This window comes from Marinilabilia salmonicolor JCM 21150, assembly GCF_000259075.1.
Lineage (GTDB): Bacteria > Bacteroidota > Bacteroidia > Bacteroidales > Marinilabiliaceae > Marinilabilia > Marinilabilia salmonicolor.
In genome coordinates this window covers 12,808-39,339 of sequence record NZ_AJKI01000012.1, presented here as the reverse complement: position 1 = coordinate 39,339, position 26,532 = coordinate 12,808, and the positions used below count along the sequence as shown (strand labels likewise).

Annotated in this window: 21 protein-coding genes; 14 read left to right on the top strand and 7 right to left on the bottom strand. The window is 43.4% G+C overall.

Annotation, left to right across the window (positions count from 1 at the left end):
• Positions 1 to 255 precede the first annotated feature (255 nt).
• The 4 genes from W7W_RS0108880 to W7W_RS0108870 all read left to right on the top strand — a co-directional run bounded on the left by W7W_RS0108880 (position 256) and on the right by W7W_RS0108870 (position 3,823).
• A complete protein-coding gene (locus W7W_RS0108880) occupies positions 256 to 741 on the top strand; it encodes a DoxX family protein (protein WP_010663439.1) in 486 nt (161 codons plus the stop codon).
• Positions 717 to 872: a hypothetical protein gene (locus W7W_RS23480; RefSeq protein ID WP_157202458.1), complete on the top strand. Its 156-nt coding sequence runs from the start codon at positions 717 to 719 to the stop codon at positions 870 to 872. Before W7W_RS0108880 ends, W7W_RS23480 begins: the two co-directional genes overlap by 25 nt.
• Before the next feature lie 21 nt (positions 873 to 893).
• Positions 894 to 2,399, top strand: coding sequence for a Gfo/Idh/MocA family oxidoreductase (locus W7W_RS0108875; RefSeq protein ID WP_010663438.1), 1,506 nt, complete (start codon positions 894 to 896; stop codon positions 2,397 to 2,399).
• An 821-nt stretch (positions 2,400 to 3,220) separates the two neighbouring features.
• Positions 3,221 to 3,823, top strand: a complete 603-nt coding sequence (locus W7W_RS0108870) for a plasmid pRiA4b ORF-3 family protein (protein WP_010663437.1) — start codon at positions 3,221 to 3,223, stop codon at positions 3,821 to 3,823.
• A 101-nt stretch (positions 3,824 to 3,924) separates the two neighbouring features.
• On the opposite strand, the gene W7W_RS0108865 is transcribed toward W7W_RS0108870, so the two are convergent.
• The gene (locus W7W_RS0108865; RefSeq protein ID WP_025007062.1) at positions 3,925 to 5,502 is read right to left on the bottom strand and encodes a LamG-like jellyroll fold domain-containing protein; all 1,578 of its coding nucleotides are present in this window, start codon (positions 5,500 to 5,502) and stop codon (positions 3,925 to 3,927) included.
• A gap of 183 nt (positions 5,503 to 5,685) precedes the next feature.
• Between W7W_RS0108865 and W7W_RS0108860 the strand changes: the two genes are divergently transcribed.
• The 4 genes from W7W_RS0108860 (at position 5,686) to W7W_RS0108840 (ending at position 11,145) form a co-directional block, all read left to right on the top strand.
• Positions 5,686 to 6,138, top strand: coding sequence for a peptidylprolyl isomerase (locus W7W_RS0108860; RefSeq protein WP_010663435.1), 453 nt, complete (start codon positions 5,686 to 5,688; stop codon positions 6,136 to 6,138).
• 17 nt (positions 6,139 to 6,155) lie between these two features.
• On the top strand, positions 6,156 to 6,536 hold the full coding sequence (locus W7W_RS0108855; RefSeq protein ID WP_010663434.1) for a DUF3127 domain-containing protein: 381 nt from the start codon (positions 6,156 to 6,158) through the stop codon (positions 6,534 to 6,536).
• 577 nt (positions 6,537 to 7,113) lie between these two features.
• The gene (locus W7W_RS0108845; RefSeq protein ID WP_025007063.1) at positions 7,114 to 8,427 is read left to right on the top strand and encodes an ATP-binding protein; all 1,314 of its coding nucleotides are present in this window, start codon (positions 7,114 to 7,116) and stop codon (positions 8,425 to 8,427) included.
• A gap of 333 nt (positions 8,428 to 8,760) precedes the next feature.
• Positions 8,761 to 11,145: a glycoside hydrolase family 127 protein gene (locus W7W_RS0108840; RefSeq protein ID WP_029510514.1), complete on the top strand. Its 2,385-nt coding sequence runs from the start codon at positions 8,761 to 8,763 to the stop codon at positions 11,143 to 11,145.
• A gap of 44 nt (positions 11,146 to 11,189) precedes the next feature.
• On the opposite strand, the gene W7W_RS0108835 is transcribed toward W7W_RS0108840, so the two are convergent.
• Positions 11,190 to 12,422 carry a pyridoxal phosphate-dependent decarboxylase family protein gene (locus W7W_RS0108835; protein WP_010663430.1) on the bottom strand — a complete coding sequence of 411 codons (1,233 nt, stop codon included), beginning with the start codon at positions 12,420 to 12,422 and terminating at the stop codon, positions 11,190 to 11,192.
• Between the two features lie 768 nt (positions 12,423 to 13,190).
• Here W7W_RS0108835 and W7W_RS0108830 point away from each other — a divergent pair.
• Both W7W_RS0108830 and W7W_RS0108825 read left to right on the top strand, forming a co-directional pair.
• Entirely contained in the window at positions 13,191 to 14,675 is a 1,485-nt protein-coding gene (locus W7W_RS0108830) for a Gfo/Idh/MocA family oxidoreductase (protein WP_010663429.1), read from the top strand.
• An 85-nt stretch (positions 14,676 to 14,760) separates the two neighbouring features.
• A complete protein-coding gene (locus W7W_RS0108825; protein WP_010663428.1) occupies positions 14,761 to 15,573 on the top strand; it encodes a 3-keto-disaccharide hydrolase in 813 nt (270 codons plus the stop codon).
• Between the two features lie 571 nt (positions 15,574 to 16,144).
• Here the strand turns inward: W7W_RS0108825 and W7W_RS0108815 are convergent.
• The 4 genes from W7W_RS0108815 to W7W_RS23660 all read right to left on the bottom strand — a co-directional run bounded on the left by W7W_RS0108815 (position 16,145) and on the right by W7W_RS23660 (position 20,670).
• The gene (locus W7W_RS0108815; RefSeq protein ID WP_010663427.1) at positions 16,145 to 17,632 is read right to left on the bottom strand and encodes a UxaA family hydrolase; all 1,488 of its coding nucleotides are present in this window, start codon (positions 17,630 to 17,632) and stop codon (positions 16,145 to 16,147) included.
• Positions 17,625 to 19,091 (bottom strand): tagaturonate reductase, encoded by a 1,467-nt coding sequence (locus tag W7W_RS0108810; RefSeq protein WP_029510512.1) that lies wholly within the window; start codon positions 19,089 to 19,091, stop codon positions 17,625 to 17,627. The genes W7W_RS0108815 and W7W_RS0108810 overlap by 8 nt, the downstream gene beginning before the upstream one ends.
• A 162-nt stretch (positions 19,092 to 19,253) precedes the next feature.
• Positions 19,254 to 20,279 carry a LacI family DNA-binding transcriptional regulator gene (locus W7W_RS0108805; RefSeq protein WP_010663425.1) on the bottom strand — a complete coding sequence of 342 codons (1,026 nt, stop codon included), beginning with the start codon at positions 20,277 to 20,279 and terminating at the stop codon, positions 19,254 to 19,256.
• 58 nt (positions 20,280 to 20,337) lie between these two features.
• On the bottom strand, positions 20,338 to 20,670 hold the full coding sequence (locus tag W7W_RS23660; protein WP_159102780.1) for a hypothetical protein: 333 nt from the start codon (positions 20,668 to 20,670) through the stop codon (positions 20,338 to 20,340).
• Positions 20,671 to 20,843: 173 nt separating this feature from the next.
• Between W7W_RS23660 and W7W_RS23655 the strand changes: the two genes are divergently transcribed.
• Genes W7W_RS23655 through W7W_RS0108790 form a run of 3 tightly spaced genes read left to right on the top strand, consistent with a single transcriptional unit; the run spans position 20,844 to position 23,020 of the window.
• Positions 20,844 to 21,650 (top strand): lipopolysaccharide biosynthesis protein, encoded by an 807-nt coding sequence (locus W7W_RS23655; RefSeq protein ID WP_238532132.1) that lies wholly within the window; start codon positions 20,844 to 20,846, stop codon positions 21,648 to 21,650.
• Positions 21,647 to 22,411: a polysaccharide lyase gene (locus W7W_RS21915; protein ID WP_010663423.1), complete on the top strand. Its 765-nt coding sequence runs from the start codon at positions 21,647 to 21,649 to the stop codon at positions 22,409 to 22,411. Before W7W_RS23655 ends, W7W_RS21915 begins: the two co-directional genes overlap by 4 nt.
• A gap of 9 nt (positions 22,412 to 22,420) precedes the next feature.
• On the top strand, positions 22,421 to 23,020 hold the full coding sequence (locus tag W7W_RS0108790) for an acyltransferase (protein ID WP_010663422.1): 600 nt from the start codon (positions 22,421 to 22,423) through the stop codon (positions 23,018 to 23,020).
• A 59-nt stretch (positions 23,021 to 23,079) separates the two neighbouring features.
• Here W7W_RS0108790 and W7W_RS0108785 read toward each other — a convergent pair whose 3' ends face one another.
• Entirely contained in the window at positions 23,080 to 24,396 is a 1,317-nt protein-coding gene (locus W7W_RS0108785) for a hypothetical protein (RefSeq protein ID WP_010663421.1), read from the bottom strand.
• Between the two features lie 252 nt (positions 24,397 to 24,648).
• Between W7W_RS0108785 and W7W_RS0108775 the strand changes: the two genes are divergently transcribed.
• Positions 24,649 to 25,845, top strand: coding sequence for a C1 family peptidase (locus W7W_RS0108775; protein ID WP_010663420.1), 1,197 nt, complete (start codon positions 24,649 to 24,651; stop codon positions 25,843 to 25,845).
• Positions 25,846 to 26,532 lie beyond the last annotated feature (687 nt).

Below are 26,532 nucleotides of genomic sequence, written 5' to 3'. Positions count from 1 at the left end.
ACTAAAATTAAAATCCTAACCTGAATAATTCACAAATTATCTATTACAATGCTCAACTACCTGCGAACTAAAATCGTCCTCAATAAAATTGATTTGAAAATAATTCATTATTCCCTTCAACAATTTTATCTGCGGTTGATTTTATTTCTTGCTATTTGAGCATCTCATTACGAAAATTAATGAATTAATCAGGCTAAAAATCGTTTCTTTTTGTTGGAAAAAGATATTTTTGTTGATGAGAAAAATATTTAAAAAATGGAAACAAACAAAAACGGACGAATACTTCCCCTTTTTATTCTCAGAATAGCGGTTGGCTGGCTCTTTCTTCACGAAGGACTGTATAAGCTTTTTACTCCGGGATGGACAGCTCAGTATTACCTGGCTCAATCGGAGGGACCGTTGCAGGGACTTTTTCAATGGATGATCTCCAATGAAGTTATTACCGAAATTGCCAATTACGGAGTGGTGATATTACTTATTGCTACCGGCTTATTGCTGATGACCGGCTTTTTAGAGCGCGTAGCTTCAGCTGCCGGAATGGTGCTGTTGGTGTTTTTCTATCTTTCTTACCCGCCCTTTGGTGAAATCAGCGATGTGATGGCTGAAGGCAATTACCTGATTGTGGATAAAAATATGATTATGTTTCTGGTCTTGTGGGTGATATGGAAAATGAGGCCCGGGAAGCAGTGGGGGCTTGACAGATTGATGCATGGCGCATGGGGCAAGGAGCAGAGAGCATAGCGCATGGAGCATGGAGCATGGGGCATGGAGCAGAGAGCAGAGAGCGTGGAGCGTGGAGCATTTTCGTAAATGAGTATTTTGGCGGCAAGCGTAACGCAGCAAGTGGTACTTTATGGACAGACACTAATTAACGAACGCAATAAACAGACAATATGAACAGACGAGATTTATTAAAAGGCCTTGCCGGTGTTCCTTTTATCGGGGCGTATGGCTATATGTTTGCAAGGAAGATGGTTGCTGAAAAGACTGAGGAAGCAGGTGCTTTTCAGAAATTTGTGAGGTCAAAAATATTGCCTTCCGGAGCGGAGCGGTCTGCGCAGACATCCGGAGGAAAAAAAGTGCGGATAGGACTTGTGGGATTTGGCATCAGGGGCAAACAGCTGATGAAATCACTGGGTTTTATGACGCCTGAAGATATTGACCGGATGAACGATCGACAAAGGAAACTTTTTCAGGATCAGCCCGATCTGAATATAGAAATTACCGGTGTGTGCGATTTGTACAAACCACGACTGGAGGAGGCGGCACGTGCGGGAGCCAATAATGACAGGGAAGGATCTGCTTCTTTTAACCGTAAACCGGTAAAGCAATATGGTCGATTTGAAGATTTGATTGGGGCTTCAGATGTGGATGCGGTGGTGATTGCCACCAGTGACCATTGGCACGGGCCCGTTGCGGTGATGGCGGCCAATGCCGGAAAGCATGTTTATTGCGAAAAAGCCCTGACACAAGCCCTGGAGGATGTTTTTAGCGTGAGGGAAGCGGTGAAGAACAATCGGGTGGTGTTTCAGCTGGGGCATCAAAACCGGCAGGCCGAAAGTAACAGGATGGCTGCGAAGGTGGTACAGGCCGGGCTGCTGGGGAGTGTCAACCTGGTGGAGACAACCACCAACCGGAATTCTCCCAATGGTGCCTGGGTTTATGATATCCCGGAGGATGCCGGTCCTCACAATGTTGATTGGCAGCGCTTTCTCAGAAATACCAATACCCCTTTCAATAAAGAGCATTTCTTTCGTTGGCGTTTGTTTTGGGATTATGGCACCGGACTCAACGGCGATTTGATGACGCACGAATACGACAGTATCAACCAGATGCTGAATATGGGAATTCCGGAAATTGTGACTACTACCGGAGGTGTTTATCACTGGAAAGATGGTCGTGAAGTGCCGGATGTGCAGCAGACAGTGCTTGATTACCCGTCCCGAAACTTCTCATTGCTCTATTCCGCATCGCTGGCCAGTAACTTCTATCGTCCTAAAAAAGTAATGGGTGATGAAGCTTCCATTGAAGTGGGTGCAACGCTCAAGATGTTTGTGGATTCTGAATCGAAAATGTACGAAGAGTACCTCAACAATGAGGACATTTTGCCCAATCAGCCTATTGCCCTGACACAGGATATGCAGGCACAACTGGATGCAGTGAGTTCCGCTACCGAGAAATATTTTGCCTCCCGCGGACTCCTCTATACCTCGCAGGGTGGACGTATGGTGGATACTGCTCACCTGCACCTGGCAGAGTGGTTGCACGGCATCCGAACTGGTGCAGCGGTCAGTTGTGGCATCGATGAAGCTTTTGAGGAGGGAATTACCGCAATGATGGCGACCATTGCATATCGTGAAGGTCGCGTGGTCCGTTGGGATGGAGAGAGAGTGTTGTGAAGGCATGGGGCAAGGGGCAGGGAGCCAGGTGAGAGCGTTTTTTAGCTGTTTGCTCGTGGCTCTTAGCTCAGAGCTGTTAGGGCAAACAACTATGAGATGAAATTGGCACCAGGCTTTTATGGTTAATCAGCCCCTGCGGGGCGGCAGTATGGTAGCAATGGGTCTTACAAGATGGGGAAAAGCCCCGGCAGGGGTGACACCTTTTAATAATCTATCGGTGAGGAGTCTGAAGGACTCTCATGTTTATAGAAGTTAGAAGTTAGGCTTCCAGGGAAACCGACGCTGAAGGTGTCGTATATTTGTGGAAGAGAATTAGTTTAACCTTGTTGGCCCCTTTCAGGGATTGGGGTGATAATATGGTAAAACAGAAGATGGTTTAATTGTTTTCTCGTCGGGAGACGAGGGATGGAACGCCCCTCGTTCGGAAACGAGGGGCAGGGGGAGTGGAATATAACCACAGAGGACTCGGAGAACCACAGAGGTTGCTGCGCAACGTTTTAGAATCCGCAGATGGGAATGACAGAAGCTCAACCTCTTTTTTCTTCTGCCTCCTGCCTTATTTACACAGAGCTTCACGGAGTGGTTGAGTTATTAGTTTCGCTCCTACTACTGGCTACTGGCTACGCACTACTGACTATTCCCTAAGAGATTCTTCGCAGGCTCAGAATGACACACGCTCAATCTCTCTTTTCTTCTGCCTTCTATCTTCTGCCTTCTCCCTAAAAAAACAACCACCATCTTTTACAGAAAATCCTCTGGTAATGTGTAACTTTATACCCGAAACCGATCATCAAATATGATCAATAGAAAAGAACCAGTGTATGTACCAGGTAAAACCGCAAATATATCAGGTGAAAGTTGTTCTTCAGGGGATTGAGCCCTCCATATGGCGAAGGTTACAGATCCCTGCAGACCTTTTTTTACATGATTTTCATAAAGTGCTGCAAACGGCAATGGGATGGGAAAATCAACATTTGCATATGTTTCGCAAGGGGCGGAAAATGTTTGGTCAGTCGGACGATGAGTTTGTCAGCAATCCCAACTTTCTGGATTATACCATTGTGCGGGTGAACGATCTGTTGCGTAATCCCGGAGATGAGATGGTATATCAATACGATATGGGAGATGACTGGCGGCATACGATAACCTTAGAGAAAGAAATCACCCCTGATCCTATGGAGTACTATCCGTTGTGTACCGGTGGAGCCCGCGAATGCCCCCCGGAGGATTGCGGTGGCCCGGGTGGATATGCAGAGATGGTCAAAGCCGTTAGAGATCCCTCCAATCCCCAACATAAATTTTTTAAGGCTCTTTTCCCGGAAGGGCTGGATCCGGAATATTTTGATCTGGAAGAGATCAATGATATTTTGTTGGAAGATGATTACGGATGCCTGCTTCCTTTTGATGAGGAGGAGGAAGATTAGTTAGTTATCAATTATCAGTTATCAATTACCAATTCTTATTGTGCATACTTGTTCATTGATAATTGCCCATTGATAATTGATAATTCTTCATTGATAATTGCTCATTCCTCAACCCTAAACGACACCACCACTGCCGCGTGGTCTGAAGGGAATTCGAATGCAGCGGAATCTATCACTGCCGCAACGGAGGGGGTCAGCATTTTTCCCTGGTAGTAAATGAAATCCATCCTTGCCTGCAGTCCTTCTTTGTAAACGGGTGACCAGGAGTGTCCGTGATCGATTGTTTCGTTGGGGAAAACAGACCGGTAGGCATCAGCAAATCCTGCTTCCTGCATGAATTTCGTTGCCGGGAAGTCAACCACGAGACCATTGTGTTTTTTCTGGTTCCTTTCTGTCCAGTCGAGGTGCGATCCACTGTTAAAATCACCTGCAATTACTACCGGTATTTGATTGGCATTGATGAGAAACGGGCGCATTTCGCTTAGGATAAAGTTAGCTTCCCGACCGCGGCTTTCCATTTCCCGTACCTCGATGGTATCGGTCTGCGCATCACTTTTGGCAACATAAGCTGCCAGATCGGGCTGCTGACTCAGCCATACAGGTGCAACCAAAATGCGCCTTGTGTTATTTATGGCCACCTGTAAGGCTCCTGCATGATTCGGACGAAAAACATTAAAACTTTTTACCGGGGGGAAGCGCGACAGAAGACTCAGGTTTTTACTTCGGCGGTAAAGATAATAATCCAGTTCTCCCGCGAGAATTTCTCCGGCATTCATGGTTTCCTGAATGGAGACAATATCGGCTCCCGAACTTCGGATAACCCCTGCAATTCTTTGAATCCCTACAAATTTTCCCTGTAATTCTCCACCATTGGCAATGTTCCAGGTCATCACAGTAAGAGAATCAGTATAAGTTTTTAGCGGTTTCAGCTTTTTTCCGGATACGGATTTATAACTACCGCTTACCTGTGAGTCATTCAAAACCCTCGACCAGATGCCTGTTTCGTCAATCAGTCCGTTAAAAGTTTCGGAAATAGGAGTTTCTGCCATCGGGTCGGAGCCGATGCTCAATGCTGTTCCGGGAAAAACAATATTTACAGTCTCAAGACTGAGAATTGCTTTCAGGTTCCCGTCGAAAAAGAGGCGTGCCTCCTGTTGTTGTTTGTCGATGGCAAACCCAAGCTGATGCCACTTATTATCATTCAGAGGTTGGTGGGTGGGGGGAGGTGTATAAGTAAGTTTTTGATTTCCGTCGGAAAACTCCCATTGCCATCCTCCGTTTCCTGTTTTGGTGATGTGCCAGCCCCGGTATTGATTATCGCCCAGGAAAACTCTTTGTCCGGCAATTACATAGTTCATAGGATCGTCAGGAGCCGCTTTAACCCACATCAGGAAGGTCAGTCCTTCATAATCCCCGAAACTGTTGGCAGGCCCTTTTTCTATAATGACAGGTTTACGATATTGGGCATTGATTGAAAGATTCAGGCTGGTGTCTTTAATGCCTCTGGCGAACGAAACATATTTTTCTCCCCTGAATTCCACTGGTAAAATGCCTGAGTTTTCAATTTTATTATTGAAATCAAGATAGATAAGAGAAGGCCCAGGATCGGAATATTCCCTGTTGTTGCATCCCCAGAGTAGGAGGGTTAAAAATATGATTGTCAGGTAGATGTGCTTCATGGTTTGTGGTTTGATTGCTGACAATATAGAAATTTTTTTTGAATGCACAGGGCAGAGGGCATGGAGCCAAGAGCTACGAGCTACGAGCTAACAGCTATCTCTTATTTCCGTAAAATTTTTCTACCTTTGCAATTCTGACCTATTGAGAAGAAAAACGATTATTGATTTAACTGTCATTGAGTTATGGAAAAAGCAGCAATTCACACGCCTAAAGGAGTTATGAAGATAGAGTTCTTTCATGATGATGCTCCGGGTACTGTAGAGAATTTTATTAAACTGATCAAAGATGGGTTTTATGATGGTTTAGCCTTTCACAGGGTAATCCCCGGTTTTGTTATTCAGGGAGGATGCCCCTATTCAAAAGATATGAGTGATCCTAAAGTGGGAACAGGTGGTCCGGGATATCACATCAAATGTGAACTGGATGGCGAAAAGCAATACCACGATCGCGGAGTGTTGAGTATGGCCCATGCCGGTCGTGACACCGGAGGTTCTCAGTTTTTCATCTGCCACAGCCGTGAAAATACCCAACATCTGGATCGTCAGCATACCGTATTCGGAAAAGTGTATGAGGGATTGGATGTAATCGACCAGATCAGAGAAGGTGATAAAATTGAAAAAATTGTAATTGAATAACTACACAAAATCATTTTATGAGTTTTGAGCTGACCGGCAAGCTAATTGTCAAAGAAGATACTGTAAATATTTCCGACCGATTTAAGAAGCGGGAATTTGTGATTGATGTTCCCAACGACAGAAATCCGGAGTGGAACGATACCATTAAATTTCAGACCACTCAGGATCGGACTGAGTTGATTGAACCCTATAACCTGGGAGATGAAATAAAAGTGGCTTTCAATATCCGGGGCAACAAGTGGGAACGTGATGGGAAAGTAAATTACTTTACCAACCTGGAAGCCTGGCGGATTGATAAAGTAGATGCCGGAGGGGGAAGTACTCCTTCTGCCGCGCCACTGCCCAACCAGCCCGATGCATTGCCTCCCGAGGAAGGAGAGGATGATTTTCCGTTTTAAGGAAAGCTTTCTGGAAGAAAAAATGTCTGTTAAGAAAGCTTTAGCGCAGAGAAGCGAGGACGCAAAGTTTTTTTTATCATAGGTCTGCAAACATACAGCCCTTGTATTTCAAATTATTTGTTGTCGCGCCTTTGCAATAGTTTGACGGAGTGTTTTTTAGAATTGTCACATATAATATGAGTAAAGTGTCCGGCTTTTGCCAGGGCAAAAAATTTAGCCGGCTTCCAGCCGGCTTTTTTGTGGAGTTTTGTGGAGTTTTGTGGCCTTGATTATTGTTAATCTGTGAAGGTTTTTGTTGAATTGGAAAGAAATGGTTTTTCGGTGACAATGGCATAATCTTGTCAATGATGATTTGTGTTATTTAAAAAGGAAAGTCCGAAAATACGGAGTTTACTTTTCGGACAAGCGTAACGCAGCAAGTGGTACTTTATGGACAGACACTAAATATCCTGTGATGAAAAAGCGTGATTAATTACAAAAGTTCATTCGAAAAAGTGTTGAACTGCTCAAATCTTCCCTTGAAAAAGTGTAATTTTAGATCGATATTTGTTTGGAAAACATTAATCAAATGCTGGCTATGGAAAGATTAGCAATGAAGGAGCTTATCAAGTGGAAGAATAAACCCCGAAGAAAACCTTTGATTTTAAGAGGAGCAAGGCAAGTCGGAAAAACATGGCTCATTAAAGAGTTTGGCAAGCGGGAATATGCGCAAATGGCTTATGTGAATTTTGAAAGGTCAAAGGGTTTACAGTCCATTTTTGAAGATAACTTTGATGTTCAACGGATTCTTACAGCAATACAGATAGAAACCGGAGCCAAAATAAATGCTTCTGATACGCTGATTGTGCTGGATGAAGTGCAGGAAGCCCCCGGGGCTCTTACTGCCTTGAAGTATTTTTATGAAAATCATCCTGAGTATCATGTGATTGCCGCCGGTTCTTTTTTAGGGGTTGCGTTGCATCGCGATACATCCTTTCCGGTAGGTAAGGTGGAGTTTTGTAATCTATATCCAATGAATTTTTCGGAGTTCTTGATGGCCTCTGATCATTCACAGTTGTTAGACTTGTTGCAAAAGCAAGATTGGGCACTGATAAAATCGTTTAAAGACAAATATGTTTATCTGCTGAAGCAATTTTATTTTGTAGGGGGGATGCCCGAAGTGGTGAGTTTGTATTTTGAAAGTAATGATTTTCAGGAAGTGAGGTCGCTTCAGAGGGACATACTGACAGCTTATGAATTTGATTTCTCAAAGCATACTCCAAATGAAATTGTACCGCGAATAAGAATGTTATGGAACTCAATTCCCGGACAACTTGCACGTGAAAATAAGAAATTTATTTACGGTGCTGTAAGGCAAGGGGCCAGGGCAAAGGATTATGAGTTGGCACTTTCCTGGCTTATTGATAGCGGTCTGGTTCATAAAGTTTGTCGTGTTGCAAAGCCGGGGATCCCATTGAAAGCTTATGCCGAAAATAACAATTTTAAGTTGTTTATTACGGATTTGGGTTTGTTGGGAGCGATGGTTGATATTGATTCTAAAACAATACTTGAAGGGAACAGGATTTTTGAAGAATTTAAGGGAGCATTGACTGAACAATATGTTTTACAGGAATTATTGACAAGTAAGGTTCAGTCTGTTTATTATTGGTCGGCAGAAAAATCCACAGCAGAGATTGATTTTCTTGTTCAACAGGAGGGGGAGATTGTTCCTATTGAAGTGAAAGCAGAAGAAAATCTCAGGGCAAAAAGTCTGAAATCCTTTTGTCAGAAATATAATCCTGATACTGCTTTGCGTTTTTCTATGTCTGATTACCGCAAGGAAGACTGGCTTACAAATGTACCGCTTTATGCAGTGAGGTATTATCAGGATGAAAAAAGTATGGAATTGTGATTGCCCTGGAAGAAGGAAGAAGGTTTCCAAAAAATCAGAAACTTGGTGTTATTTGTCATTCTGAACGCAACCAGGAGTCTCATTGTTAACTAACCTGGAGATTTAAAAATATACAGAATGACAAGGCTGAGGACTTTTTAGACACTCTTATTCCTCCTTAACCGCTTTTTCATACTTTAAGATCCGGATATTGCAAATCCGGATCATTCAGGAAAGGAATCTCAAATTTTTCTGGGTGTGTCATTTTTTTAATATATTTGTAAAAAAGTATAAAGTACTTTTAACTTTCTGGTTTTAAATTACAATGCAGTCGTGAATTATATCTTATTGGATATGAAAAAGAATCTACACTTGTCAGTCATTTCCCTGTTGTCAGTATTGCTATTTGCAGGATGCAATGAGGCGCCGAAAAACGCCCCTGATGTTGAATCGTTCCCACTCTCTGCTGTCCGGTTGCTGGACAGTCCTTTCAAACATGCTGAGCAGCTGAATGAAAAGTATGTTTTTGCGCATGATCCGGATCGTCTGCTGGCACCATTCCTGATTGATGCAGGATTGGAACCAAAAGCTCCCGGTTACGGAAACTGGGAGGGCAGCGGATTGAACGGTCACATTGGTGGTCATTATCTTACTTCACTGGCACTGATGGTGGCATCAACAGGAAATGAGGAAGCCCAGGAGAGACTTGATTATATGATCGAAGAACTGGCCCGCTGCCAGGAAGCAAATGGCAATGGTTATGTGGGCGGAATACCCGGTGGTCAGCCCATGTGGGCAGAAATAGCCAAAGGGAATATCGATGCCGGAGGTTTCTCACTCAATGGGAAGTGGGTGCCTCTCTATAATATTCACAAGTTGTTTGCCGGATTGCACGATGCCTGGAAATATGCGGGGAAAGAAAAAGCCCTGGAAATATTGATTCAACTTACCGATTGGTTTATCGATGTAAACAGCGGCCTTTCGGATGAGCAGATTCAGGAGATTCTGGTTTCCGAGCACGGGGGCCTCAACGAGGTATTTGCCGATGTTTATGACATTACAGGTGAGGATAAATACCTTACACTGGCCCGCCAATATTCGCATCGTTCCATTCTTGAGCCATTGTTGAATCATGAAGACAAACTCACAGGTTTGCATGCCAATACCCAGATTCCTAAGGTGGTTGGTTTTATGCGCGTGGGAGAGCTTGCCGGTGACAGTGCCTGGATAGACGCTTCTGACTTTTTCTGGAATACCGTGGTAAGCAATCGTACCATTACCATTGGCGGAAACTCCACACATGAGCATTTTCATCCGGTTGACGATTTTTCTTCTATGGTGGAATCCCGTCAGGGCCCCGAGACCTGCAATACCTATAACATGCTGAAGTTGTCGAAGCAGCTCTATCTGTATAAGAATGATCTCAGGTATGTGGATTACTACGAGCAGGCTTTGTACAATCATATCCTTTCGTCACAGCATCCGGAGCATGGCGGACTGGTCTATTTTACGCCCATGCGGCCTCAGCATTATCGCGTCTATTCCAATCCTGAAGAGACATTCTGGTGCTGCGTAGGATCAGGGATCGAGAATCATGAAAAATATGGAGAGCTGATTTATGCCCACAGTGACGATGATGTGTTTGTGAACCTGTTTATCCCTTCAGAACTGAATTGGGAGGAGAAAGGGTTGAAGTTGACACAAAAGACGAATTTTCCGGATAATGAACAGACCACATTGAAAGTGGAATTGCCGGAAGCCCGTAGTTTTACCATTGGGATTCGTTATCCTCAATGGATGAAAGAAGGCGAGATGAAAGTCACCGTTAACGGGAAACGTGCCCGGGGCGGCGGAGCTCCCGGGGCATATTATCAGGTGAAACGCGAATGGCAGGATGGTGATGAGATTACTGTCAATCTTAAGATGCATACTTCGGGTGAATATTTGCCCGACAACAGTCCGTTTCTTTCCATTAAACATGGTCCTTTTGTGCTGGCAGCCGTTACCGGCAAGGACGATCTTGAAGGACTTATTGCTGATGACAGTCGCATGGGGCATGTTGCGCATGGACCTCTTCGCGCGCTGGATGAGGCACCTATGTTACAGATTAATGATGAAAACTGGACCGAAAAGGTGGTTCCTGTTGAAGGGGAGTCCATGACTTTTAAAGCACCGGAACTGATTGTTCCTGATTCAGAAAAGGATCTCAGACTGATGCCTTTTTACCGGGTGCATGATGCCCGCTATATGGTTTACTGGCGTACCGGGACTACCCAGGAGATAGATTCAGCTCGTGCTGCCATTGAGCTGTCAGAGAAAGCTTTGATGGAACTGGAAAAGCAAACCATTGATGAAGTGGCCACCGGGGAACAACAGCCCGAATCGGAACATAACTTTAAGGGAAAAGGAACAGAGGCCGGTGTACATAATGATCGTCACTGGCGACATACCTCAGATTGGTTTTCTTATGATCTTAAAGATCCGCACCGGGAAGCCACTCGATTACGTGTTACTTATTTCGGCGGAGATGCAGGGCGTTCTTTCGATATCCTGATCAATGATGAGGTATTGGCTTCAGTAGAATTGAAAGGCGATGGTGGCGCTCAGTTTGTGGAGGTGGATTATCCGATTTCTGCTTCGATCATTGAAAAAGCAGCAGATGGTGTTTTGACAGTGAAATTCCGGGCAGCCGAAGGATCTCTGGCTGGTGGGATATACCATGTGCGGCTGATGAGGTGATTGTATAAAAACAAAAAAGACGGGATATCCCGTCTTTTTTGTTTTTATACGATTAATTTAAGTTCCTCCACAAAGGGCATCAGATGATCTACGTGCACATGTTCCATCAGCACAATTTTGTACCACTGGGGATTGTGGTTGTGAGAATCAGGTACCAGTCCGTATTTGTGCACCAGTTCTTTGGGGATATGCCTGGCGCGGATAGCTACAATATTGGAACTGGGGTGTCTGTAGAAATCGACCTTTAATTCTTTCAACTGGTTGCACAGCCAGTTGGTTCGGTAGTTCAATATATGGATTTTCTCAAACCAGTCGTGAGGCCCGTACGTTTGCAGAATCATCCAAACGGCAATGGCATTGGCCCCGGAGCGACTGCCGATGAGGGTGGCATCCAGTCCGCTGACATATTGGGCTTCATTGGTAAATACATTGTCAATAAGACCTTTGCGGGCAATAAAAATCCCTGTGCCAAATGGTGCCTGTACCATTTTGTGGGCATCCAGCGTTACAGAGCTGATATGCGGATTGCGGAAAGTCATCTCCTCATTGTCGGTGCTGAAAGGATAAACAAATCCGCCGTAAGCGCCATCTACATGAATCCGAAATTCAACTCCGGCGTCGGACAGTGCATGGGTGTAGGTTTCTACACAATCGACGGATCCAAACATGGTTGTCATCATATTGGCGACCACGATAAAATATTTCTTCCCTTTTGCTTTAGCACTATTAATGGCCTCCAATACACTGTCAGGGGTGATCTCTCTGGAGTCATCGGTCACTGTGACATATTCCAAATCCAGATTGAGGATATTTCCCGCTTTGGGCATAGAGTAGTGAGAGTCTTCCGAGCATAGCAGGCAGATTTCGTCATAACGGGCATTGAACTCTTTTTTGAAAAGATTTCGGTAAATCCAGATGGCCTGAATATTGGCTTCCGTTCCTCCGGAGGCCACATATCCGTCATATTGCTCAGGGCCACATAGTAAAATATCCTCAGCTACGATGCCAATGAGCTCTTTCTCCAGCTTTTGGGTTCCTGCAAAAAAAGGCTCCGATTCGCCCATGGTGTGGCATCCTATGTGGTTGGGGTTGTCCACCATCGTTTTCAGAAAGGGGGCATTGTTCAAATAGGCAGGATCCATGTTGAAGACATTCTCATCCAGATGAGATGCGGGGATTCCCAGGATACTACGCTCGTGATAATCCACGTTTTGTGCCAGAGCCTTGTTTACCTTCTCTTTTATTTCGCTGTTGGTGAGTTTTTTCCAGTATTGCATAACGGTGTTTTTTGCAAATTTACATTTTTTGTGAGGGATAAACATTGACAAATCATAGGATGGTCAATTCATGGCGGGCAGGTTTTTCAAAAGGCATAATGGGATTATGGCGGAATAGGTTCGTCCCCGCAGGGGGCAACGTCCCAGGCTATTGCTTAAAGATCTTCGGCCCTGAAAATTCAACCCTCAACAACCTGCAAAGGCCAGTCATGGCATACGTAGTGAAGCAATCTCCATTTGTTAACTCAAGTCAATCATAGTCTGACGGGTCAAACCTTGCTCTTTCTATCTTGTGCTTCTCAAAAAAAAGACTTACGTAGCTATGGCTATGCTTACTTTTTTATTGATTTGCACAAGGTGAAAAATAGCAGCGGCTTACCCGACATTCTTCACTTGACTTGACACTAATGATTTAAAAACAAATCGTTTTACACAATAGATCGTTAGATTTTTAGAAGTTAGAGGTTAGAAAAATCGTATAACATTGACATTCTGGATTTTATCAAAAGCATTCGTTTAAACTTAAAGATTTAATTTCCAGAATTTTGAAAAAGTTTAACGGACTATTGTGTACATACATTTTTATGAAATACAAAAACGAACATTTACCTGGTTTAGGTTTGTCCTAATCAGGGTTTCAAAACAAATATTTTGTATTCTTACGTTAATTTTTTTAATTTTCAGAAGAATTTCGTTAAGCAATGGCGGGTTCAGATCCGTTATTCATTGTTTGAAATACTCTTAATCACACAATTAATAAACTAAAAAATGGAAAACAGTAACAATTCAGGCGGATTGAGCAGACGCCGGTTTTTGCGTAATTCGGCTGCTATTGCAGCAGGGATGACCGTTATTCCCAATGTGGCCATGGGAGGCGCCCTGGGACGAAAAGCTCCCAGTGACAAATTGAATATTGCCGGAGTCGGTATTGGCGGCCGGGGCTTTGCAGTTCTAAAAGCTATGGAAAGCGAGAATATTGTCGCGCTCTGTGATGTGGACTGGAAATATTCCCAAAAAGCCTTTGATCATTTCCCAAAAGCAAAAAAATACTGGGATTGGCGTAAAATGTTTGATGAGTTGGGTGACTCTATTGATGCCGTGGTAGTGGCTACTGCCGACCACACTCATGCTATTATTGCTGCAACTGCCATCACTATGGGCAAACATGTTTATGTGGAGAAACCATTGACACATACGGTTTACGAATCACGGTTGCTGACCAAACTGGCCGAAAAATATAAGGTGGCCACACAGATGGGTAACCAGGGTGCCTCAGGTGAGGGTGTTGCCCTTGCTACCGAATGGCTCATGAACAACGAGATTGGTGAAGTTTCTAAAGTGGAGGCCTTTACCGATCGTCCTATCTGGCCACAGGGATTAAATGTCCCCAAACAGGGACAGTGGGTACCCGATACGCTGAACTGGGATCTCTTTATTGGTCCCGCTGAAATGCGCCCGTACAATGAAATCTATACTCCATGGAATTTCCGTGGATGGTGGGACTTTGGTACCGGGGCCTTAGGCGATATGGCCTGTCATATTCTTCACCCAGTTTTTAAGGGACTCGATTTGGGATATCCTACCAAAGCGCAGGGAAGTTCTACATTGTTGCTGACAGAGTCCGCACCTACAGCGCAGCGGGTTCGCATGACCTTCCCCGAAAGAGGGAAAAAAGGTAAGCTTGATCTTCCGGAAGTGGATGTGCACTGGTATGATGGTGGTTTGCAACCCATGAAACCCGATGGATGGCCTGCCGGGAAAAATATGAACGATGCCGGTGGTGGTTTGCTCTTCCATGGAACAAAAGACATGCTGGTAACCGGATGTTATGGAAAAGATCCATGGTTGCTCTCCGGCAGGGTGCCTAACGTTCCCAAAACCGAGCGACGGGTGAGTACCAGTCACGAAATGGATTGGGTGCGTGCCTGTAAAGAAAATGCGGCCAATCGTCAGGAGACCAATTCCCCCTTTAGTGAAGCGGGACCGTTCAACGAAATGGTTGTAATGGGTGTACTGGCTGTAAGATTGCAGGCGCTGAATAAGGAACTGGAGTGGAATGGTGAAAAGATGGAATTCACCAATATCAATGATGATGAGACCCTCCGCACCGTTATTGAAGATGGTTTTGAAATCCATGACGGGCATCCTACTTTTAATCAGACATGGACGGATCCGGTGAATGCCAAAGCGTTTGCTCAGGAATTGATTAAGCATAACTACCGGAATGGTTGGAGCCTGCCTCCAATGCCTTAATTGCAGGTAGCGGGCTCCTGATTGGAGTACGAATGATAAAATCCGGAGATATTCCGGGACAATTTAAAACTTAAAAAATTAATATATGAAGACAAAGAAAATTGGTATGGCCATCCTCGTAGGTGCCTTTATTGTTAGTTCCTGCGGAATGGGTGGACAAAAGAAATCGGAAGAACAAAGTGAAGAAACCAAATCGGCGAAAGTGGAAGAAAAAGCACCTTTGAACGGATTGACCGAAGAAGAGAAGGCAGAAGGATGGATGCTGCTTTTTAACGGAGAGAATTTTGATGGCTGGCGCGGTTACAACAAGGAATCGGTTCCCGGGGCATGGACCATCGATGACAATGCTATTAAAATTAATGGTTCGGGTGAAGGAGAAGCCGGAGCTGAAGATGGAGGAGACATTATTTACGATCAGAAATTCAAAAACTTTGAACTGAAATTTGATTGGAAAGTCTCTAAAGGCGGAAACAGTGGCGTTTTTTATATGGCCCGCGAATTCGAAGAGCTTCCCATATATCGTTCGTCACCCGAATATCAGATTCTGGACAATGAGAACCATCTGGATGCGCGTTTGGGTGTGGACGGCAACCGTAAGTCTGCGTCCCTGTATGACCTGATTCCTGCAAAACCGCAAAACAGCAAAGGTTTTGGCGAATGGAACACAGGAACCATCATTGTTTACAAGGGAACCGTTATTCACATGCAGAATGGGGAAGTTGTGCTGGAGTATCACCTGTGGACCCCCGAATGGGAAGAGATGATTGAAAACAGCAAGTTCAAAGGCTGGACTGAGATGATCAATGCCGGCGGAGAAGAGCGCATGGGCTATGTCGGACTGCAGGATCATGGTGACGATGTGTGGTTCAGGAATGTCAAGTTGAAAGTAATGGAGTAATCTGTCGCTGTGTAATAGAATAACCAGAGGCCCGCTGTTCGCTTTATCCGAACAGCGGGCTTCTTTTTTTAAATTGGATTTTTGTCAGATAATTTTAAAATATTAGGATTGAAGAAGCTGACTTTTCCTTAGAAAGGTTTACAGAAAACAAAACAAAAGATTATGAAACGAGGAGTCAATTATTATTAGGAAGAACTGAAAGCTCCTTTTTATAATGAGTGTAGCCCCCGGGTTTAGCCGGGGGAATTGATAAGTAGATATAATCCGTGATGAGCCGGCTTCAGCCGGCTTTTCCTGAAACACATGAGGTATTGGTGTTTTTTAGAAGCCGGCTTCAAGCCGGCTGGTATGGATATTATGCCGTATCGGTACCCCCGCCTAAAGACAGGGGCTAATCTTATCTCTCTTTTTAATGCCATTTCCACTAAGCTGTCCCTCGCTGAGACGGGTTCACCCTCAAAATCAGGTTGCTAATTTTATAAACCTCTGCTTTCTGTTCTAACAGCCAAGAGCTAAGAGCCAGGAGCTAACAGCCCTCTCATCACTCCTTACCCTCGCTTCTCAACCCTGTCTATAGCGTTACCCCCGTCTTAAAGATCGCGATTTCACGAAAGCCGTATTTCTCATTATTGATTTGTTTGCCGCTAACTATTTCTATCAGGTAAGGAATAAAGTTTTCCAACACTTCCTCAATTGGCTCTCCCTCGGCTATGGGACCCGCATTGAAGTCTATCCAGTGAGGCTTTTTCTCCGAAAGCGGCGTATTGGTGGAGATTTTCATGGTAGGAACAAAGCTGCCAAAGGGCGTTCCTCTGCCAGTGGTAAACAGAACCAGGTGACATCCTGCGGAGCCAAGAGCCGTGGAGGCCACCAGGTCATTACCCGGAGAACTCAACAGATTGAGTCCTTTGGTGCTGAGGCGCTGACCGTATTTCAGAACGTCTTTTACTTTATCAGTTCCGCATTTTTGGGTACAGCCCAGAGATTTCTCTTCCAATGTGGAGATTCCACCCGCTTTATTTCCGGGGGAAGGGTTCTCGTAGATGGGCTGCTTGTTCTCTATGAAGTAGTTTTTGAAATCATTGATCAGGTGCACTGTTTTTTCAAAAACTTCCCGGTTATCTGCCCGGTTCATCAGCAGGGTTTCAGCACCAAACATTTCCGGAACTTCCGTGAGGACAGTAGTTCCACCCTGAGCCACCAGGAAGTCAGAGAATGCTCCCAGCAACGGGTTGGCACTGATGCCTGAGAACCCGTCAGAACCACCGCATTTCAAACCTACCCTTAATTCTGAAAGAGGTATGTCCTCCCGCAGGTCTTCAGACATTTTCTCATACAGCTCTTTCAGGACTTTGAGTCCCTCCTCATGTTCATTTTGCACATCCTGAGTGACCATAAACTTTATGCGTTCCTCATCAAAGTCACCCAAAAATTCTCTGAAAGCACCGGGTTGATTGTTTTCACATCCGAGCCCGAGAATTAATACCCCGCCTGCATTGGGGTGAAGGGCAATGTCGCGGAGAATTTTCCGGGTGTTTTCATGATCATCCCCCAGCTGAGAGCACCCGTAATTGTGTTTGAAAATCTCAATCCCGTCAATACCTGATGTATCCGTTTCCCGTTTCAGGGCATTGAGCATTTGTTCTCCAATCCCGTTGACACAGCCCACGGTGGGAACAATCCATAGTTCATTGCGGATGCCCACATCTCCGTTTTTGCGCCGGAAACCTTTAAAAGTAAGATTACGGTTTCGGTATTGGTTGGGGGTGAACTCAGGTGAATAATTGTATTCCAGTACGCCCTCCAGATTTGTTTTGATATTGGTCTCATCCACTTTCCCTCCTTTGGCGATGGGAGAGGTAGCATGACCGATGGGTTGTCCGTATTTGATGATGTTTTCCCCTTTCGCAATATCACTGAGTGCTACTTTGTGCGCCCGGGACACATCTGTAAGGATTGTAACAGACAAATCTTCCTGATCAGTGGCAAAACCCGCTGACAAGTTATCCAGTGCTACGGCAACGTTGTCGCGGGCGTCTATTTTAAGTAGTTTACGCATGAATCTCTTTCTTTATAATTTCTGACACCACATTGATCATTCCGTTGGAGAGGATTCCTTCCAGTAGTTCAGCTGTTTTCTCTGTCAGTCCCTGCACTTTGTTGAGGTTCTGTCCCCAAAGGTCAGCGTTTGCCAGGGCATCTCCGATCAGGTCCAATGCAGTATATTCTCCAGCATCATATTGCTCCCACAATTTTTTGAAAAAGCTGATGTTTGCCTCGTCGTCTTTCAGCGGAATTGTTTTGTCTTCGTACTTACCCCGGTAAAAAGCAATCAGGGCAGCCAATGCCAGTACCAATCCGTTGGGGAGGTTACCCGTTTTTCTCTGATAGTCGAAGATGGTGGGCAACACTCTTGCGCGGAACTTGGAGATACTGTTGAGACTGATGCTCATTAATGCATGTTGCACAAACGGATTCAGGAAGCGATCCAGAATCCTGTCCATGTAGCGTTCCATCTCTTCCCGGTCAAGATCTATCGTTGGAAGGATCTCATTTTTCATGACGCTGCGTACAAATTCCCCCAGTACCGGATGTTCCAGGGTTTCGCGTACATACTCTTCTCCACTCAAAAAGGCAATGGGAGTCATTACGGTGTGGGGGCCGTTGAGCAGACGCACTTTCCGTGTTCGGTAGGGTTGCACGTCATCCACCACCCGAACGTTGAGTCCTGCTTTGGAGAAAGGAAGTTCCTCTTCCAATTCTTTGGGCCCCCTGATTACCCAAAGGTGGTATTGTTCGCCTTCCACTACCAGGTTGTCTTCATAACCTTTGGTTTCTTTCAGTTTAGCAATGTTGTCGGGGTTGAATCCGGGCACAATTCTGTCAACCAGCGTATTGCAAAACAGGTTTGCTTCGTTAATCCAGTTGGTGAAACCGGCTTCAAGCTCCCATTTTTCTGCATATTTCAGTACATATTTTTTGAGTTTGTCACCGTTCAGTTCGATCAGTTCGCAGGGGAGAAGTACCATGCCTTTGTCGGCAGCTCCGTTGAAAGTTTTGAACCTGTGATAAAGCAGTTGGGTTATTTTGGCAGGAAAAGATACCGGCGGCTGCATATCAATGGTATCATTGTCGTTAAAGGCAATGCCTGCCTCGGTAGTGTTGGAGACAATGAACCGGGTGTCCGGATTTTCTGCCAGTTTCAGGTATTCAGTGAAGTTCTGATAAGGATTGTAGCCTTTTGATATACTATCGATCAGGGTAACATCTTTCACCCCTTTTTTGTCTTTTATGCCTTTGAGCACCAGGGTGTAAAGACCGTCCTGCTCATTTAATTGGTCCACCATTCCAAACTCAATGGGCTGTACCACTGCCACATTTCCGTTAAACCCTGCTTTGTCGTTCATCTCCTGAACCATCCAGTCCACAAATGCACGCAAAAAATTTCCTTCTCCAAACTGAATGATTCTCACCGGTCTTTCTGCCGGCAGGTTCATGTTACTTCTGTTTAACTTCATTTTTTCTGATTTGATGTAATGTTATTTGATTCCACTAGTGTCCGGAAAAAAACTCAATTTTTTAACCGGACACCAATTATTTGATTCGTTAAATACTTCTTTATATGGGCAGAGACTATCAAATTCATCAATCTCCATCTTACCTTTATTCTTAACCTTAGCCTAAAGTGCTGATTTTACAGAAGATTCGCGTACCACAATATTAGCTTTCATGACGACTTGTCGTGGAACCTGATACAACCCGTTTTCTATCTGTTCGATGAGCATTTTCGCTGCTTCAAGTCCCATTTCTTCCGTGGGTTGAGCAACCGAAGTTAGTGGGGGCTCAACGACTGTGGCATGCATCTCGTTGGTAAAGCCTGAAAGCGCTATGTCCTGAGGGATGGAAAGCCCCGCCTTTCGGATGGCCCGCATGGCTCCAAAAGCCACAGTGTCATTAATACAAAGCAGAGCGTCAGGAGGCTCTGGTAGTTGTAATAATTGATTGGTGGCTTTTTCAGCTGAGTCGGCATCCAGTCTGGTATTGGCCATGTAGGCGTTGTTTACGGGTAGTCCACAATCAAGAAGAGCCGAAAGATAACCAGCTGTTCTTTCGCGTGATATGCTGAGATTTTTAGGTCCGGCGAGACAGGCGATTCTCTTTGCCCCATTGTCGTGAAAATGGCAGGTCAGTTCGCGGGCGATATTTGTATTGTCGATGCCCACTGAAGATATTCTGTCCGTTTCTGCTACCCGGTCAAAAAAGACCAATGGGATATTTTGGGTTGTCAGTCGGCTGAAATGACTGAAATTTTTTGTTTCTTGTGCAATGGAAGCAATGACACCGCAGGCACCGATTTCCAGAAGGTGGTTGATGCACTTTTCTTCCTGATCGCCCTGGTCGTGAGAATTGGTGATGACTACAAAGTAGCCTTTTTCTTTGGCGTAGTTTTCAATGCCGCTGATGACGGATGAAAAGAAATAGGTGACCATGTCCGGAACAATCAGTCCTATGGTTTTTGCGGAAATTTTATTATTTTTTGCGGAAGATTTTTTCTGTTTGTAGTCCCGTTCAAAAGCCATCTCCTGAATCTGCTTTTTAAGGGCGGGACTAATATCCGGATGATCTTTCAGAGCTCTGGATACAGTAGATACGGAAGTGTTGAGTGCTTCTGCAATATCTTTGAGAGATGTTCGTTTTTTAGTCATGGCGGGCGGCCTTTTGAATTGATTTACGACACAAAATTACCGCAAAAAAATAATTATATCATATTTTTTGCGTTAAAAATTGCGAAAAAAGTTGTTGTGGAAAGAGAAAAAGAAAATATATTAAGAACTTCCTTACCGTTGTTTTCTGCGTCATTTTTGGCTCAGGGCATAAATTTCTTTTTGGTTTTTCTTTTGCCATTTCTTTTTGATGCGAATGATATTGGTGTGTTTTTTGTTTTTTTTGCAGTTGCGCAAATCTTGATTCCTTTGATTTCACTTCAAAGTCATAATGCCATTGTTTTAAGCAGGAGTGATGTTGTGGCGGTTTCCAATTTTGTAATTTCTCTGGGGATTGGAGCTTTCTTTTCTTTTCTTTTCTTTTTTGTTGCACTTATCTTTTATCTGTGTCCTTGCTTTGGAATTCCGGAGAACTCAGGGTGGATTTTATTCCTGCCTGTTTATGTTTTGTCCGGTGCTGTTTTGTTGTCATTTGAACAGTACTTAACCTATTTGAGAAGCTTCCGCTTATTGGGAAGCCTGCGACTGTTGAGGGTGGTATTTGTGATGGTGTTCATCGTTTTAGGTGGCTTTATTTTACCGGGTGTTGAGGTATTGGTTTTAGGATATTTTGCTGGCCAGATTGCCGGAATACTTTTTTTATTGTGGAGATTGAAGGCATTCTTTGCAAAAGTAGTTGTCTCCAAAAAGGTAGTGCGATTATTTGTTCTGCGGCACAGAAGGATTCTTACATATAATACTTTTATAACCGGAATTTTGATGTTGATAAACCATTCCCCGACATTACTTTTGTCCATTTATTTTGGCGACAAGGTGGTGGCTTTATACGGCATTGTGCAACGAATTTTTTCTGCAGTTCCCGGGGCTTTAGGACAAAGTGTTGCACAGGTTTTTTTTAGAAAGTGTTCAGACTGTTATAATAGCCAAAGACCTGTCTATGAGATTGCAAGAAGGACTCTTAAACAAATGGGGGGATGGTATCTGGCATATGGGCTAATCTCGTTTCTCGTCGCACCGGTTGTTTTTTATGAATTGATGGAGCCGGGATGGGAAAACGCGGTAATAATCACCAAAATTCTACTACCATTGATTTTAATTCAGTCAATTTCTATTCCTTTTACTACATTGTTTACTATTTTTAAAAAACAAAGAAGAGTAATGTGGTTTTATCTTGGTGGTTTTTTTGTGCGTATCGTACTCGGGTTTATTGTGCCCGTTGGATTAATCGAAACCGGTTATAAGGAGGGATTATTGGTCTATTCAGTCACAGGGGTTATTTATTACTTTTTTTATCTTAGAGAGTTGGTTTTGCAGGCAAAAAGAAATGATACTAATCTAATAGTTGTCAAATGATGAAGTTGCTTTGCAGTAATTTCAATGGAGTGGCGGATGGTCTAATAGGAGTAAGACAACTTCGATCTGGTTTTCCGGATGGGAACACAACTTTTTTGTCCGGGAAGTTAGAAAGCTTATGTTTACACTCTTCAAGGAGATGCTCCTTTTCTTCTTTTGAAAGTTTTGAGAATGCCAGAGTATTAAAAGTTAATTTGCCAGCCAGTCGTTATGGCCCTCTGCCCGGTTCCCAATGGAAAACCAATTTTAAACCGGTAAACAACGCGATTCTTGAGTATAAATTGTTTATTCCTGCTGATTTTGATTTTGTGAAAGGCGGTAAATTGCCGGGACTTGGCGGAGGTAGAGGAAATACAGGAGGCAAGGTGCCCAATGGGAAGGATGGCTGGAGTGTTCGCTTTATGTTTATGGAGCACGGAGAGATTTGTGCTTATCTTTATTATCCTGCGATGAAAGGCAGGTTTGGGGAACAATTTTATTTAAAATCCGGATCCGCCAGATTTGTTTTGCCCAGAGATAAATGGATTAAAATCGGTTTAGAAGTCCAGATGAATGAATTGGGAAAAGAAAACGGATGGATAAGTTGTTATATCGATGATGAATTGAAGTTGGAAAAAAGCGGACTTTTGTTTCGCCGCACGGAGAATCTGAAGATTGATCATCTTTTGTTTTCAACTTTCTTTGGAGGTGCCGATTCTTCATATGCGCCATTAAAAGATTGTTTTCTGCTCTTTAAAGATTTTGAGGTTAATGGTTTTTAATTTTTTCGCATGTTTCTAAAAAAACTTTTTGTTTCCCTGTTTGATTTCTTTGATCAGAATCTTTTTCGTTGGCTGGTTAAACTGTTTTATCCGCAATACAAACGACCCCGCAAGGGTTATATGAAGCATTACAGGGTGTTGTACGATTTTTTCTTCATGCAAAAAATTATGGGTTTTAATCGAATGGTCCCCTGGCCGGTTGATTTTCGCAGCAAAGTTCGCGGGTGGCAGTTTATTCAAAAAGGGATTATGTGCGACCCGGGAGACAGTCCCGGTGTTTATATCAATGCATTTGGCGGATTAAAGCTGGGGGATAATGTGGAAATTGGTCCGAATGTGATCATTGTAACGACCAATCACAACAAGTATGATCAGAGAAAAACGTCTCCGAAAAAAGGCGTTGAGATAGGTAATAATGTGTGGGTTGGAGCAAACAGCGTCATTCTTCCGGGCTCTAAAATAGGGGATGAAGTCACCATTGGTGCCGGATGTGTTATTTCCGGGGAAATACCCTCAAAGTCAACCGTTACAAGAGGTGATGGAGCCATTAAAATCATTCCCAAAACTAAAGATTACGAGTGGGATATCTATCAGGAAAAACTTACCTGATGTCAGGGTAGGGCAGATGGGGGGCTACCCGTGCCGATGAATTTTTGCATTCTGAATACTTACCTCTCCGGATTGTAACTTATCAGGTGATGTGCAATCTGACCTGACATCTCCGCCAGTCCTCTTTCTCTGAGTTCCCGTGAACTGGTGATTTTCTGGCGATTTTCAAAAAGTGAATGGAGCTCATTGACCGAATTCCGGTCGTCATAGATTTTATCCATGTCGCTGTCACGTGTTGCAGAATACCATGTTCCAGGAATAAGGTTTTCGAAATTGCCGTCAAATTCCGCGAACATAATCCGGTCTTCCAGATTTTTGTGGATGACATCCGACAGGATTACCGAGTTGTTTGTCATACTTCTCAGGGAATACGAAATGCTCATTTTGAATACACTGGTGCGTAAATACTCATAGTAATACACTTTGTGGTATTCGGTAACCTTTTCTTTGGTGCCATCTTCTCTGGTGATGGTAGCGGTTTCCCGTAACCATGCTTTTCTTCTTGTCTTTTGAAGGGGAGTGGTAAGGGAGGCGTATTCGTTAATCTTTCCGGAAAGAATGGCATCGATGTCGGTGGGAAGTTCAAGGATTTTATCCTGATTTTTCGTCAGGATGCCCCGAATGATTGCTTCGGTAATATCGGTCTGACTAAGAATTGGTGATTCAACGATTTCATAAAAAGGTGAATTTTGTCTGCTGATATCAGAAGTCAGGTAGGTGCGAAGTTCCTGAGCAATATCCCTTTGCGAAAGATCTATTCCGTTAAACGGAAGGATGCCGATTTTCATTAATGCTTTTTCACGTGCTTCATTGCGTAAAGAAGAGGCGTTCCGGTAGGTGCCCTGGTTCCGGAGAATTTCATCAAAAGCATAATAGGCAGTTCGGTTTTTCCCTGATCTAAGGAGGTTAATTCCATCGCGATACACCGGCTCGTACCTGGCAGTTACCCAATGTTGGGAGGCATCACGGAAGTTTGGATCTATTTTCAGGATTTCATCCAAAAGGGATAACGCGTTGGAGAAATTTTCTGCATGAAGGGCATCCATTCCTTTTTGATATTGTCTGTCCAGGTAAATCTCTTTGGCTTTGTTGTATTGGGCAAAAGTACTTTGAGGCACCCCTATATTTATACCATACCGGCTGGCCTGTGACCGAAAATTGTCGATGTCCAAAAAAGTATAAACAGCTTCTTTATATTGATTGCTTCTGTAAAATGCTTGAAATTCATTGCTTTTTCTGTCAATTACGGTTTGTCCCGTTCTTTTGAGCCCAAGTTTTGAGTCAATATTGTCATCATTGGCCTGAAGTGAACGCAGATATAAATCGGCTGCTTCGGTGACCAATCCTGCATTTTCCAGTTCCAATGCCTTGTTCATAAAGCGTTTGGATGCACAACCAGAAATGAGAAGTACGAAAATTATCGAGAGGAGTAGGGGGAATTTGATAGAGTATTTGCCAGCCATTGAATTTTGTTTAAAACGATGTTACGTAAAAAAGTGAAATTGGTTTGCGCTTTTTTTGTTTCTTCCTTGAAAAAAATCATGGTTTAGCTGGGGGATTTTTTGCTTATTTGGAAATTAGGATGATGTGTGCGTATGGGATAGCTAATAACACAGAAATTTAATTATATGAGAAAAGAAGCATTGTTATTTTTATTGGTTTTTTCCTTCGGAATGTTTAATCATGTTGTAGCTCAGGATGATAAAAAGGAAGGTTACAAGTTTGAAACGATTGTTGATTTGGAAACTACTGTAGTGAAGGATCAAAACCGGTCGGGTACCTGCTGGAGTTTCTCCGGGGTTTCGTTTCTGGAGTCTGAAATGATGCGGATGGGCAAAGATCCTGTTGATTTTTCAGAAATGTTTATTGTTCGCCATTGTTATGCCGATAAAGCTGATAAGTATGTCCGGCTTCACGGTCATTTGAATTTTGGAGCGGGAGGTGCATTTCATGACGTGTTGTACGTACTGAAAAACTATGGTGCTGTTCCCGAGGAGGCCTATGCTGGTCTTGAATATGGAGAAGACAATCATGTGCATGGTGAGATGGATGAGGTTCTGAAAAATTATGTGGACGGGGTTATTGAAAACCGGAATAAGCGTGTGAGTACTGCCTGGAATGAAGGACTTGATGGAATTTTGGATGCCTATCTCGGGGATCTGCCGGAAGAGTTTGATTACAATGGTAAAGAATATACGCCCCGTGGATTTGCTGATGAGGTTATCGGACTGGATGCCGATGATTACATTCAGGTAACTTCTTTTACGCATCATCCGTTTTATGAACCATTCATTATCGAAGTTCCAGATAACTGGCTGTGGGGCGAGGTTTACAATGTTAAGCTGGATGAAATGATGGAAATTATAAATAACTCATTGGAACAGGGCTATACAGTTGGCTGGGCGACTGATGTGAGTGAGAAAGGGTTTTCGCATCGCAACGGGGTAGCTGTTGTGCCTGAAGAAGATGTAAAAGAGTTGGATGACACTGAGCGTTCGCGCTGGGAGAAATTAACTCCGGAGGAGCGTCAAAAGCAATTGTACTCTTTTGATGAGCCGGTGAAAGAGAAGATTGTTACCCAGGAGATTCGCCAGGATGGTTTTAACAATTATCAGACTACCGACGATCACGGAATGCACATCGTAGGAATGGTGGAAGATCAAAACGGAACTGTTTATTACAAGGTGAAAAATTCGTGGAATACCAACAATAAATTTGACGGATATCTCTATGCTTCTGAAAGCTTTGTAAGATTGAAGACCATTTCTATCATGATTAATAAAGAGGTGGTTGCTAAAGATTTAAGCAAGAAGATGGGGTTGTAGTAAATCTTTACAAAACCAAATTCGTGCCAAAAAAAGTTAAAATGACTTTTTTTAGACAAAACACTGAAACCTTTACATCAACAACCCGTTATAAAGGGTGAAGTTTTCTTCATAAGTAAGGGTTTAGGTTAGGTAAATTGTAAAGAAAGAGATAAAAGTTTCTCTTTATAGAGTTTTTCAAAAAATAAAAAATTTTTATCTCTTTCTTTAAACCATCAGACAGATTACTTGTTTAAGTATATAGATTTTCATAATTTTGGGTTAGGGTTAAGGTTAGAAACGGGAGTTACCAAACGAGGTAACGCCCGTTTCTGTTTTATAATATTTTAGAATTATAAAAAAACGGAGGGATCAAAAAAACGGATGGTTCCGGAGAAGTGATATTCTTCTATTCGTAAAAACAGTTGCTGAAAGGTAGATTTTCTGATATAAAGACAATAGGATCCTAAATATTTTTCCAAAAGGAATTCCATCACTTAAACTCTGAATTACTTTTTTGTCTTAGTACAAAAAAGTAAAAAAAATCATTGGTGTTCGTTTACAAATTGAGATTGCTTCACTACGTTACCAATGAAAAATTTTTGTAATAAACAAAAAATCAGACAATTAATAGTTGGCCCCCTTCCGGGGACCTGGTTCATTTTGCCCAACCTACCCCGGGTCGATAACCCGGGGTTATTGACTATC

Bases quoted from the DNA above. Each gene is read 5' to 3' on its own strand.
- W7W_RS23480 (WP_157202458.1), top strand. From the start codon at position 717: ATGGGGCAAGGAGCAGAGAGCATAGCGCATGGAGCATGGAGCATGGGG.
- W7W_RS0108865 (WP_025007062.1), bottom strand. From the start codon at position 5,502: ATGAAGCACATCTACCTGACAATCATATTTTTAACCCTCCTACTCTGG.
- W7W_RS0108875 (WP_010663438.1), top strand. From the start codon at position 894: ATGAACAGACGAGATTTATTAAAAGGCCTTGCCGGTGTTCCTTTTATC.
- W7W_RS0108880 (WP_010663439.1), top strand. From the start codon at position 256: ATGGAAACAAACAAAAACGGACGAATACTTCCCCTTTTTATTCTCAGA.
- W7W_RS23655 (WP_238532132.1), top strand. From the start codon at position 20,844: ATGGTGTTCATCGTTTTAGGTGGCTTTATTTTACCGGGTGTTGAGGTA.
- W7W_RS0108775 (WP_010663420.1), top strand. From the start codon at position 24,649: ATGAGAAAAGAAGCATTGTTATTTTTATTGGTTTTTTCCTTCGGAATG.
- W7W_RS0108815 (WP_010663427.1), bottom strand. From the start codon at position 17,632: ATGCGTAAACTACTTAAAATAGACGCCCGCGACAACGTTGCCGTAGCA.
- W7W_RS0108870 (WP_010663437.1), top strand. From the start codon at position 3,221: ATGTACCAGGTAAAACCGCAAATATATCAGGTGAAAGTTGTTCTTCAG.
- W7W_RS0108830 (WP_010663429.1), top strand. From the start codon at position 13,191: ATGGAAAACAGTAACAATTCAGGCGGATTGAGCAGACGCCGGTTTTTG.
- W7W_RS0108855 (WP_010663434.1), top strand. From the start codon at position 6,156: ATGAGTTTTGAGCTGACCGGCAAGCTAATTGTCAAAGAAGATACTGTA.
- W7W_RS0108790 (WP_010663422.1), top strand. From the start codon at position 22,421: ATGTTTCTAAAAAAACTTTTTGTTTCCCTGTTTGATTTCTTTGATCAG.
- W7W_RS0108840 (WP_029510514.1), top strand. From the start codon at position 8,761: ATGAAAAAGAATCTACACTTGTCAGTCATTTCCCTGTTGTCAGTATTG.
- W7W_RS0108810 (WP_029510512.1), bottom strand. From the start codon at position 19,091: ATGAAGTTAAACAGAAGTAACATGAACCTGCCGGCAGAAAGACCGGTG.
- W7W_RS0108785 (WP_010663421.1), bottom strand. From the start codon at position 24,396: ATGAACAAGGCATTGGAACTGGAAAATGCAGGATTGGTCACCGAAGCA.
- W7W_RS0108860 (WP_010663435.1), top strand. From the start codon at position 5,686: ATGGAAAAAGCAGCAATTCACACGCCTAAAGGAGTTATGAAGATAGAG.
- W7W_RS0108805 (WP_010663425.1), bottom strand. From the start codon at position 20,279: ATGACTAAAAAACGAACATCTCTCAAAGATATTGCAGAAGCACTCAAC.
- W7W_RS0108845 (WP_025007063.1), top strand. From the start codon at position 7,114: ATGGAAAGATTAGCAATGAAGGAGCTTATCAAGTGGAAGAATAAACCC.
- W7W_RS0108835 (WP_010663430.1), bottom strand. From the start codon at position 12,422: ATGCAATACTGGAAAAAACTCACCAACAGCGAAATAAAAGAGAAGGTA.
- W7W_RS0108825 (WP_010663428.1), top strand. From the start codon at position 14,761: ATGAAGACAAAGAAAATTGGTATGGCCATCCTCGTAGGTGCCTTTATT.
- W7W_RS21915 (WP_010663423.1), top strand. From the start codon at position 21,647: ATGATGAAGTTGCTTTGCAGTAATTTCAATGGAGTGGCGGATGGTCTA.